Origin of the sequence: Methylocucumis oryzae (assembly GCF_000963695.1) — a bacterium.
In the GTDB taxonomy this organism is placed as follows: domain Bacteria; phylum Pseudomonadota; class Gammaproteobacteria; order Methylococcales; family Methylomonadaceae; genus Methylovulum; species Methylovulum oryzae.
In genome coordinates this window covers 1-10116 of the sequence record NZ_LAJX01000128.1, presented here as the reverse complement: position 1 = coordinate 10116, position 10116 = coordinate 1, and the positions used below count along the sequence as shown (strand labels likewise).

The window sequence follows — 10116 nt, the reverse complement described above, 5'->3', positions numbered from 1 at the left end:
CTTCTGCGACTACCGCATTAAAAAAATCGCTTTCGGACATTTCTTGGCCTGGCGCGGCGTAGTATGACACGTTTTCCAGTGCCATTTTTTGCTCTAACAACTCTTGTACGCGTTTAATACGGCTTGCAACGTGATGTACCGCTTCTTCGGTAAACGGTATCGGTAATAAATCGTATAAATGCCCGTTATGGCTGCAATAGCTTAAGTGTTCGCTATAACATGTGATTTGATGAGTGGCCATAAAACGCTTAATGGCTAAGACCAGCGCTTCATCTAATGGATCAGTGCTGCCTAACGATAACGACAAACCATGACAAACAAAGCGGTGACGCTCTGTGAGCATACGAAATTGTTTACCCAGTTTGCCGCCAATATTTATCCAGTTTTCCGGCGCCACTTCATAAAAATTAACCGCAGATGGGGAACTGGCAAGAACGTGCGGTAGTAACGAACGTCTTAAGCCTAAACCGGCATTTTGAATAGTAGTATGAGTGTCCATTTGACCACCTCGGATGTACTCAGTGAGTGGTACGCATTGCGTACCCTACGGGAAATGATAGTCAAAAAATAAGGCGGCAACCGCCGCCTTATTTTAGATTAAGCTGAAACCTTATGGTTTAGCGGGTGTTAGCGGGTTTTACAGAGACACCTGGTGTTGCTGAGGCTGGTTTTTTGTCAGCAGCACAACCGCCTTCTTTGCCTTTCATCATTTCTGCGCAACCTTGCATGCCTTCACCACAACCTTTCATTTGTGCGCCACAAGCGCCTTCGGCTGATTTAGCGTTTGCGCAGTTTTTCATTTGCTCGCCACATTGGCTGCCGCATTTGCCTTCGGCTGCTTTAGTGTTACCGCAAGCGCCTTCTTTACCTTTCATCATCGCGCCGCAAGTAGACTCCATGCCTTTTTTCATTTTGTCGCCGTCCATCATGGCACCGCATTTACCTTCACCACATTTGCCTTCGCTGGTTTTTGCAGTTGAGCTAGTTTTGCTGCCCGCACATGCGCCTTCTACATTGCTTTTGCTGTCTTTCATACCAGGCATATTGGCGCCACATGCCATTTCGCCAGTTTTAGCGGCTTCAGCAACTTGCATATAACCGTTAGTTAATTCGCTCATGCCAAATGGATTGGCTTCTGCACTCGCAGTTGCAACATTTAATGAAGAAATAATAGCCACGCCCATAGCTGCTGCTAATGGTGATTTACTCTTTGTTTTCATAAATAGTTTCCTGTTTTATTATTTAAAGATGGATGCCTGTGCATCCTGTTTGGTTAACTGAAACATTACCTGAGCCATAACTATACTGCGCTATAAAAAAAATACAATGTGCAGGGTTAATTAACTTCTGGGGTTTTTTGCTCATATTCGCATAAATCAGCAATAACGCAATCACAACACTTAGGCTTGCGCGCAGTACAGACATAACGACCGTGTAAAATCAGCAAATGGTGCGCGTCTTGTTTGTAGCGTTTAGGAACGGCTTGCTCTAAAGCATATTCAACGGCGAGTACCGTTTTGCCTGGAGCTAACCCTGTTCTATTCGCAAGGCGGAATATATGGGTGTCCACCGCAATAGTGGCATGACCAAAGGCTGTGTTTAAGATTACATTAGCGGTTTTTCTTCCGACACCGGCTAACGCTTCTAATTCACTACGGGTTTCGGGTACTTGGCCTTGATGCTTTGCTATGAGCTGCCGACATAAGCTAATAATATTAGTCGCTTTGCTGTTATATAACCCTATGGTTTTAATATGGTTTTTTAAGCCATCTTCACCTAAGGCTAAGATAGCTTCAGGGGTATTGGCTACCGCAAATAGCTTTTCCGTAGCCTTATTCACGCTTTTATCGGTGGCTTGTGCCGATAACACCACCGCAATCAATAGTTCAAAGGTGCTGGTGTAGTTTAATTCTGTCGTGGGTTCAGGAATCGCTAGCGCAAGCTTAGCAAATAATGCCTGGCATTTTTTTGCATTCATGCTTTAAATCATTCGGCTACACATTTTAGTTGGGGGCGGGATATTCAGAGTTCAGGACGCCGTGAATAAATCCCTGTAGGCTTAGCGGCAGCATCCCTGCTGCCAACACCTGCACTCTGAATACCCCGCCCCGCCTTACGTTGGTAGCCAATCATTCTAGTCAAAATGCACCAGCTCATAATCCAATTTAGGCTGACTACCTGCTAATAAATCCGTGAGAAATTTCCAAAACACATCGGCAGACGGTGGGCAGCCTGGTAAAAAGTAGTCAATTTTGACGACTTCATGGATAGGGCGAACTTTATCTAATAACAATGGCAACTCTTCATCATTAGGTACATGCGCATTTTCTACGCCTATACCATGCAAATATGCTTCGGCTAAGCATTCTTCTAATGGAATGAAATTACGCATGGCAGGCAAACCGCCATTAATAGCACACGCGCCTACCGCAACGAGAATTTTGCATTGCTTACGAAATTCGCGCAAGGTATGGACGTTTTCAGAATTACAGACTCCACCTTCGATAAGACCTATATCGCAGTCGCTGCTGCAATGCTCGATGTCAGTCAGTGGCGAACGATCAAATTGTACATGCTCGACTAACGTGACCAAGCGCTCGTCAATGTCTAAGAATGACATGTGACAACCAAAACAGCCGGCTAATGAGGTGGTTGCGACTTTAATTTTATTCGCCATGACGTTGCTCCGTTTCATGCGCTAAACTGACTGCGTCAATTTCTTGATGGTCGTACAGACGCTGTCCAATCGGTACTTGATAACCGGTTCGTTTAATCAATATGGCTCCCGTCGGGCAAATATGCGCTGCTTTGTCGTTTTTATCCAAGTCACTATCTTTTAACAAACCTGTTGCTGAATTAACGGCTAAGTGTTTGTTAATACCGCGTCCGGCAATGGCAAATACGTTTTTACCGTCTTGTTCTATGCTGGCTCTAACGCATAAAGTACAGAAAATGCAGCGGTTATGATCAATTAACACATCGCTATGTGAGGCATCGACGTTGCGATTATGGAAGAACAACGGAAAATGGTCGTCTAGCATATTCAAATGATACGCAACGGCTTGTAATTGACAATTGCCTGTTTTCTCACATGACGGACAAAAATGATTACCTTCGACAAACAACATTTGGGTAATTTTTTGTCTATCATCGTTGAGTTCTTGGCTATTGTTAATAACGTCTTGGCCTTCGGCGGCTGGGAAAGTACATGCAGAACACACACGGCCATTGACTTTAACCGAACACAGCTTACAACTGCCATGCGGGGTAAATTCTGGATGGTGGCATAAATGCGGAATATAAACCCCGGCTGCCGTTGCCGCTTCAATAATGGTTTGGCCATCTTGAAAAGGAATCGTTTTACCGTCTATCGTCAACGTTTTAGTCATGTTCTTCTCCAATTTGCGCTAAATGCGCGCCTGCATCATCACGATTTGCTAACCGTCTTGCTGTTGCTAATGCAGCGTCTAAATCAAACCCCGGCTCGTAGCTAATCTGCTTTAATTGTGCTTGGTAAATTTCAGGATAACGCTCTAAGGTGGTCAAAATAGGATTCGCCGCCGTTTGGCCTAAACCGCAGTGGCTGTATTGTTTGATTAATCGGCATAATTCTTCTAATGCGACAACATCACCGGCAGAGCCATGACCGTCAACGATTTTATCCAATTGTTTTTGCAATAACGAGGTTCCGACACGGCAAGGCGTACAAAAGCCACAACTTTCATGCGCAAAGAAATGCGTAAAGTTTTTAACGATTGCCAATAGCTCCCGACTATTATCAAAAATGATAAATGAACCACCCGTGGCTAAATCTTCAAAGGCTAGTTTTCTGTGTAGTTCTTGATTTGAAATAAACATGCCTGATGGCCCGCCAATTTGCACGCCGAATACGTCATCAGCACCGCACAAGTCTAGGACGGCTTGTACCGTTATGCCAAAAGGTACTTCATAAATGCCAGGTCGTTTACAATCGCCGCTAATGCTTAAGATTTTGGTGCCTTTAGATTTTTCCGTACCCAAATTAGCAAACCAAGCGCCGCCATTAACGGCTATCGCAGCGGCAGCTAAATAGGTTTCTACGTTATTAACAATAGTCGGTTTGCCTAAATAGCCGCTACTCACTGGATAAGGCGGCCGATTACGCGGTATACCCATTTTGCCTTCTAACGATTCAATCAGCGCTGATTCTTCACCGCAAATATAAGCCCCCGCGCCTAAGCATATTTCTATATCGAAGGTAATACCCTGACCTAAAATGTTTTGGCCTAATAATCCAGCTTGTCGGCGCTGCTCGAGTAAGGCGAGTAGTTTTTCATATAAAAATAAATATTCACCACGTAAATATAAAAAACCTTGTTTTGCGCCTATGATGGCCGCAGCAATCGTCATGCCTTCAAACACTTGTTCGGCATAACTATTTAATAGCACTCTATCTTTAAACGTACCCGGCTCGCCTTCATCGGCATTACACACCACGTAGCGTTCTGTTTCCGGTTCTTCTGAGCAAAACCGCCATTTCAATGCGGTCTTAAAACCAGCCCCACCGCGCCCCCGCAATCCAGACAAATCAATCTCAGCCAAGGTTTGTGTGATACCGCGTGTAAACGTTGTGGTTAAGCCTTGGCCGGGCGTAATCGCGCTCGCGAGTAACAAACCGGTTTGCTGAATATTGTCGTTGACAGCAAATAAATGTTTAGGCCATTCCGACAAAGGTTTTTGTTGATTAATTAACTCGGCGATTAAATCGATGCGGGCTTTATCGAGATTGGTTAACGCTAAGCCATTGACTAATCCAGCTGGGCCTTGATCACATAAGCCTGTGCATGAGGTATTATCTAAGCTTACTAAGCCATCCGCGCGAACCTCACCAACCGCGACCTGTAAGCGCTCAGATAGATACGCCATTAATTCGTGTTTACCGAGCATGTGGTCAGTAATCGAGTCACTAATAAACACCTCATACTGGCCTTTAGGCGTTAAATGAAAAAAACTGTAAAATTCGGCGACGGCTAAAATTTGCGTGCGCGGAATGCTTAATAAGTCAGCTAATGTCGTGATAGCTGCTTCTGGAATGTAATGAAAACGCGCTTGCACCGCGCGTAATATGGCTAATAGATTCGTCGCATTATGTTGGTATTTAGCGGCGAGTTGTTCGAGAAAGGCTTTCATAAGTAACCTATTTTCATCAGTTAACTATCAGTAGCAATGCTAGCACTAACCTAGCTTGCTCCCCATTTTTTGATTAAAGCATAAGCTGTCATTAACGGTTGTTCAAATTCTTGCTGGGATAAAAGCGTTGTTAAGCCATGTGCGATTCTATTGGTTTTTTCTGATAAAATCATAAGCATATCAAATTCTTGCATTGATAACTCACCGCTTGAATACATGTGCTTAATTAATTTATCAGCGGGAAATCGATCTACAGGTATGAATTGTGCAATTGCTCGTTTTGCGCAACATGGACTCAAATAAGCTCCATAGATAAAGTAACCCAGGTTCAAGTAACATGTTGTCTTGAATGAGATTTTTTATCGTATCTAGCTTCGTTTGTAGAGCTAACCAAGACGGTAAGTTGTCGTTTGTACTGTATTCAAGGTTATTAGCAACATCTTCATCTGTCACCAGCATAAATCGCCAACCTTTATGTTGAGCAATTTTTTCTGCTAGCTCTTGTAGTTTATCGACAGAAATGCCTAAATGACGAGCATTAACTTCAAAAATAATACCTTCATTATCATTGGTAGCAATTAAGTCTGGTCTATAACCACCTAAATCAAAAGGTAAAGTTTCTGGTTCTGGCTGTAGCGTGACGTGATAACCGTTGGCCTGTAATTGCTGCAGCATTGAATTAACAATAGTTTGTTCAGTCACCGAGTCAAAGTGTATCGTCATAAGTATTCCTGTAATTCCTTAGCAAGTGTAACGCGAACATAAACACATTCTTGCCCCGAAGCAATGCTTTGCAGGCTAATCGAATTTCAGCGCTAGCCAGTAATCCGGATTCGTAGAAATACTGTTATGGTCTTCTCCTGGTAAGCGTTTTAGCTTTGCAATGCCTGGGTTAAATTCATGGAATAGGCGTTCTGAGTCAGAAGGCTTAACGATTTCGTCCTGCTCGGCGACAATGATTAAGGTAGGTATCGCTATATTTTTAGCATAACGCCAAGACTGGAATTTATCCAGTAATAGCCATCGTGCAGGAAACCAGGGAAACTGCTGTGCAGCGGTTTCTTCTAAACTATAAAAAGGTGTTACTAACACTAAGCGTGCAATCTGGCGTTCGCTCGCTAGGCGTGTGGCAATGCCGCTACCTATGCTTCGGCCAATCACGGTAATGTGGGAATGCTGCTTAGCGACCTTATCGTATAAGTTTAAAGCGTCGTTATATAATCCTTGCTCAGACGGTTTACCGGTGCTATCAGCGTAACCTCGATAATGCATCATATAAATCGCATCATTTGGAAAAATGCGCGCATACGCAGGTAAGCTAAACGACACATCTTCTGCATTACCGCCAAAATAAATAACAGCGTTATCCGTGTTTAATGGCTTTACCGATACTTGAATGCTTTCCTTATCCGATACTAGCGATAATACCTCTATGTTATTACGGTTATGTGCAGGCTGAGGATAGTAAATCAGCGTCCGCTGGAACACAAATAATGCAATACAGAATAAAGCATAGGTCAAAACCAATGTGATAATCATGATAGTAAACAGGCGCGTCATTGCCATTAAGTTAAGCATCCGGTTATCGGAGTGCAAGACTTGCCTCGCATACGTTTAAACACCGCACAAAGCAAACTTTGAACTTCAAGATGGCTTAACTTAACGGCAGTAAGGCTGCGCATAAATAATCTATTCAAAACGCGTTATTACTATAGTTAGGATTGGTTTTTCTTCAAACGCTGCTCGGTATCTAGCACTAATTGCGTAGTTTTTAACACAGTATCGGGATTTAAACTCATCGAATCAATGCCGATTTCAACTAAATATTCAGCCATTTCTGGATAATCTGACGGCGCTTGTCCACAAAGTCCACAGTGGCGGTTGTTGCGATGCGCACCGGTGACCGCTAATCGTATCATTTCTTTCACGCCGGCATCGCGTTCATCAAATTCAGCCGCGACAATTGCTGAATCTCTATCAACGCCTAGTGTTAATTGTGTTAAATCATTAGAGCCTATGGAAAAGCCATCGAAGTGCTGCGAGAAGGCATCGATTTGAATCACGTTGTTCGGAATCTCACACATCACATAAATCTGTAAGCCATTGTCGCCACGTTTAAGTCCTTGCTCAGCCATGAAGGCTAATACACGTTGCGCTTCGGCTATGCGACGGCAAAACGGTATCATTAAAATCACGTTGGTCAGTCCCATGTCATTGCGCACTCTACGCATCGCTGCACATTCTAATGCGAAGCCTTCGGCATAAGCGGGATGATAATAGCGGGATGCGCCACGGAAGCCAATCATAGGATTTTCTTCGCTAAATTCGAACCAACGCCCGCCTAGCAAACTGGCGTATTCATTGGATTTAAAATCCGACATGCGCACTACGACGGGTTTCGGATAAAACGCAGCGGCGATGGTCGCAACGCCCTCTGCTAAGCGCTGAATAAAAAACTCGGCAGGTGTTTGATAGTTGTGCGTCAATTGTTGTAATAACGCTAATTCTTGGCTGTCCTTTACCCGCTCAGGATGTAATAACGCCATGGGGTGTGCTTTGATATATTCGGTAATGATAAATTCCATGCGCGCCAAACCCACGCCATCATTAGGCAATAAGCTGGTTTTAAACGCCAGTTCAGGATTACCGATGTTAATCATAATATGTGTTTTAGGCTTAGCCAGTTCCGATAAGTCGGTATGCGTCACCGCAAAAGCTAACTGACCTTGATACACTTTGCCAATATCGCCTTCGGCACATGACACTGTGACTGGGGTGTTGTCCGGAATAATGGTCGTTGCATTATCGCAGCCAATCACGGCTGGTACGCCTAATTCACGCGAAATAATCGCGGCATGACAGGTGCGACCACCGCGATTGGTGATAATTGCCGAGGCTATTTTCATTACCGGTTCCCAATCGGGTGTAGTCATATCTGCAACTAATACATCGCCAGGTTTAAACGTGCTTAACTCGCTTACCTGTCCAATGATACGCGCCGTGCCGGCAGCGATTTTACTACCTACCGCATGGCCGGTGATTAACACCACACCGGGTTCAGTGAGTCGATAATGCTCTAGGACTAAACCTCTACGCTGTGACACCACCGTTTCTGGTCTAGCTTGCACGATATACAACAAGCCATCAAGTCCATCTTTTGCCCATTCCATATCCATAGGCTTTTGAAAACCAGCTTTTGCGCTGTAATGGTTTTCTATCGTTAAGGCATACTCAGCCAGGGTTAACACGTCTTGGTCATTAATACAAAAACGGTTACGCTCTTCAGTTGAAGTGACGACATTACGGGTAGGTTCGCGTGTGCGTCCACCGCTATAAACCATTTTAATTTTTTTCGCGCCTAGGCTGCGTTTTAATACTGCTTTAAAGCCTGCAGTAAACGTAGGCTTGTGCACATAAAACTCGTCGGGGTCAACTGCACCTTGCACCACGTTTTTCCCCTAAGCCATAAGCGCCGGTAATAAACACGACATCTTTAAAACCGGATTCGGTGTCTAATGAGAACATCACGCCGCTGGCAGCTAAATCGGAGCGCACCATTTTCATCACGCCTATAGATAACGCGATTTTGAAATGGTCGAAACCTTGGTCTATACGGTAATGAATCGCTCTATCGGTAAATAAGCTGGCGAAGCAACGTTTACAGGCTTCTAATAAAGCTTGTTCGCCGCGAATATTTAAATAAGTATCTTGCTGACCGGCAAAACTCGCCGTCGGTAAATCTTCGGCAGTAGCTGAACTGCGTACCGCTACACTTAAATCATCGCCGTATTGTTGTTGCAGTTCGGCATAAGCGCTTAAGATTTGCTTGGCTAAATCTTCTGGTAACGGTGCGCTGTAAATTAATTCTCGTGCCGTCAACGCGCGTTTAGCAAGGTCGGTGACATCATCAGGATTTAAACCTGATAAGGTCTGTTTTAAGGTGTGCCAAATCCCTGCCTTATCCAACATATAGCGATAAGCTTCGGCAGTAATGGCAAAACCATTGGGGATTAAAATACCTTTAGGCGTTAACTCCTGATACATTTCGCCTAGCGAGGCATTTTTACCACCTACCAATGGAATATCATCAATCGTTAATTCATTAAACCAACGGATATAGCGGACAGAATTAGACATGGCGGCGCTCCTTAATGTGGCTTCTTCTGAGTATAAATGTCGTTTGGCTTAAATGCTTTGATTTAAGTCAATCTAGCCTTATGGTTTTTTAACCTTAGCTGAGGTTAAGGTTTTTGCCGCCACAGCGGGTACTAAAGTTTGCGATGCGCGCTCAGGTAGTTGCCACATCGCACCCGTCACAGGGTCAACGCCTACTGCGCCAACAACACCTAACACTGTCCAGAAATTCATTTGATACCAGCGGTTATAATCGGCGTTTAACGCCACGTTAGCCGATTTATAACCAGGCTTTTGAAACTCAATTGTGTATTTTGCTCGCTTAAAATAACCCGCACCACTGGCCAAATTCAGTGTTGCCGGTGTCATGCCCGTATAAACAACCTGGCCTTGCCTATTTGTGATTTTAAAATTGGCTTTAGAGGGGGCGCTGGTGAGTATCACGGCGTTTTCCGACTCACTCATTAATGTCGCGCAACCTGATAACGATAAAACCGATGCAATAATCCAAAGTGCTTTCATGAGATAGCCATTAGTGAAGAAAAAGAGGTTAAGACAACCAACACTTAACCAGAAGCTTATTAATTTAGTAAGCGTTTCCATTATAAGCAAGAAATTTGCGCGTTTTTTCGCGTGGGCTACCAACTTTAAACGGGACAATACCAAGCCGGGACAGGTTGTTTAGAATGGCAGAAAACTGCTCCCTGCGTTTTCTGCATTCGCCACGTCCTTGTGGCTTGAGGTGTCGGCAGCAGGGATGCTGCCGCCAAGCCTACAGGGACGTATTTACGGCGTTCTTCACTCTGATAACGC

10 protein-coding genes and 1 pseudogene are annotated in these 10116 nt (G+C 44.2%); all 11 read right to left on the bottom strand.

Annotated features, from left to right (window positions below):
- The coding region (locus VZ94_RS12960) for a multinuclear nonheme iron-dependent oxidase (RefSeq protein WP_045779545.1) at window positions 1-499 on the bottom strand (499 nt) is incomplete at its 3' end.
- A 118-nt stretch (window positions 500-617) separates the two neighbouring features.
- On the bottom strand, window positions 618-1220 hold the full coding sequence (locus VZ94_RS24510; protein WP_045779544.1) for an HvfA family oxazolone/thioamide-modified RiPP metallophore: 603 nt from the start codon (window positions 1218-1220) through the stop codon (window positions 618-620).
- Between the two features lie 116 nt (window positions 1221-1336).
- A complete protein-coding gene (nth, locus tag VZ94_RS12950; RefSeq protein WP_045779543.1) occupies window positions 1337-1978 on the bottom strand; it encodes an endonuclease III in 642 nt (213 codons plus the stop codon).
- A 156-nt stretch (window positions 1979-2134) separates the two neighbouring features.
- A complete protein-coding gene (locus VZ94_RS12945; protein WP_045779542.1) occupies window positions 2135-2677 on the bottom strand; it encodes an NADH-quinone oxidoreductase subunit B family protein in 543 nt (180 codons plus the stop codon).
- Complete coding sequence (locus tag VZ94_RS12940; protein WP_045779541.1) at window positions 2667-3389, bottom strand: 2Fe-2S iron-sulfur cluster-binding protein; 723 nt, start codon at window positions 3387-3389, stop codon at window positions 2667-2669. Before VZ94_RS12940 ends, VZ94_RS12945 begins: the two co-directional genes overlap by 11 nt.
- Complete coding sequence (locus tag VZ94_RS12935) at window positions 3382-5169, bottom strand: NAD(P)H-dependent oxidoreductase subunit E (RefSeq protein ID WP_045779540.1); 1788 nt, start codon at window positions 5167-5169, stop codon at window positions 3382-3384. The genes VZ94_RS12940 and VZ94_RS12935 overlap by 8 nt, the downstream gene beginning before the upstream one ends.
- A gap of 50 nt (window positions 5170-5219) precedes the next feature.
- The gene (locus VZ94_RS25975; RefSeq protein ID WP_157844920.1) at window positions 5220-5363 is read right to left on the bottom strand and encodes a hypothetical protein; all 144 of its coding nucleotides are present in this window, start codon (window positions 5361-5363) and stop codon (window positions 5220-5222) included.
- A 40-nt stretch (window positions 5364-5403) separates the two neighbouring features.
- Window positions 5404-5892 (bottom strand): hypothetical protein, encoded by a 489-nt coding sequence (locus VZ94_RS12930; protein WP_045779539.1) that lies wholly within the window; start codon window positions 5890-5892, stop codon window positions 5404-5406.
- A 75-nt stretch (window positions 5893-5967) separates the two neighbouring features.
- On the bottom strand, window positions 5968-6708 hold the full coding sequence (locus VZ94_RS12925; protein ID WP_204369147.1) for an alpha/beta hydrolase: 741 nt from the start codon (window positions 6706-6708) through the stop codon (window positions 5968-5970).
- 176 nt (window positions 6709-6884) lie between these two features.
- Window positions 6885-9306: pseudogene (ppsA, locus tag VZ94_RS12920) on the bottom strand (phosphoenolpyruvate synthase).
- Window positions 9307-9384: 78 nt separating this feature from the next.
- Window positions 9385-9825, bottom strand: a complete 441-nt coding sequence (locus tag VZ94_RS12915) for a hypothetical protein (RefSeq protein WP_045779538.1) — start codon at window positions 9823-9825, stop codon at window positions 9385-9387.
- Window positions 9826-10116: the final 291 nt, after the last annotated feature.